The sequence below is a fragment of the Acrocarpospora sp. B8E8 genome (assembly GCF_039871605.1).
GTDB classification, from domain to species: Bacteria; Actinomycetota; Actinomycetes; order Streptosporangiales; family Streptosporangiaceae; genus Acrocarpospora; species Acrocarpospora macrocephala.
On sequence record NZ_JBDPLV010000209.1, the window covers coordinates 1 to 1,097 of the forward strand.

General features: G+C 67.3%; 2 protein-coding genes. Both read right to left on the reverse strand.

What is annotated here, in order from left to right; translation table 11 throughout:
- A partial coding sequence (locus ABGB08_RS54640; protein ID WP_347608542.1) for an ATP-binding cassette domain-containing protein occupies positions 1-751 on the reverse strand: 751 nt, incomplete at its 3' end.
- On the reverse strand, positions 751-1,097 hold a 347-nt coding region (locus ABGB08_RS54645), incomplete at its 5' end, for a DUF1048 domain-containing protein (protein ID WP_347608545.1). The genes ABGB08_RS54645 and ABGB08_RS54640, both read right to left, overlap by 1 nt.

The following is a 1,097-nucleotide window of genomic DNA, read 5'->3' on the forward strand; positions in this document are numbered from 1 at the left end:
CGGCACCGACGAGCGCGAAGAAGACGTCCTCGAGGGTCGGCTGCTTCTCGACGTATTCGACCTTGGCGGGCGGGAGCAGCTGCTTGAGCTCGGCCAGGGTGCCGTTCACGAGGATCCGGCCCTCGTGCAGGATCGCGATCCGGTCGGCGAGTTGTTCGGCCTCGTCCAGATACTGCGTCGTGAGCAGCACCGTGGTACCCCGGCCGGCGAGTTCCCTGACGGCCTGCCACACCTCGATACGCGCCTGGGGGTCCAGCCCGGTCGTCGGCTCGTCGAGGAAGATGACCGGCGGACTCCCGATGAGGCTCATCGCGATGTCCAGGCGGCGGCGCATGCCACCCGAATACGTCGACACCTTCCGCGCGCCCGCGTCGGTCAGCGAGAAACGAGCGAGCAGATCGTCCGCGATCTTGCCGGGATCCTTGAGGTGCCGCAACCGGGCGACCAGCACGAGATTCTCCCGCCCGCTGAGGATCTCGTCGACGGCGGCGAACTGTCCGGTGAGGCTGATGGACTCCCGAACGTTCGCCGGTTGCGTGGCGACGTCCAAGCCGTTGACGCTGGCGGTCCCCGCGTCGGCCTTGAGCAGCGTGGACAGGATCTTCACCACCGTGGTCTTGCCCGCCCCGTTCGAGCCGAGCAGAGCGAAAATGCTGCCCCGCGCCACCGCGAAGTCCACGCCGCGCAACACCCGCAGCTCCTTGTACGACTTCTCCAGGCCCTGCACATGGATTACGTGCTGTGTCGTCATCAGACCGTCCCGTCCTCTTTCCTGATGTCTTCGCCGGCGGCGCGCTCGATGGCGCTGGTGAACCGCTCCCGCTCCCGCCTGATGTACCGCCCCACCGAGTAGTTCTGGACGAACGCCTCGACGAACTCCACGGGGTCCGCCCCGAAGATCTCGCGGATCGGGATTGCGTCCGCCGCGCTCCGCTCGAACAGATCGGCAAGGTCCTCCAACATCGACGCCGCGTCGGCGCCGTCCCCCGGCCCGAAATGCATCAGGTACCGCTCCAGCGCTTCGACCGCCGTGCGATAGTTCTCGGGAAGCCGTCTGACCCGCGCCTTGTACTGCCGCCAGCGCCTCTTGTCCTCCA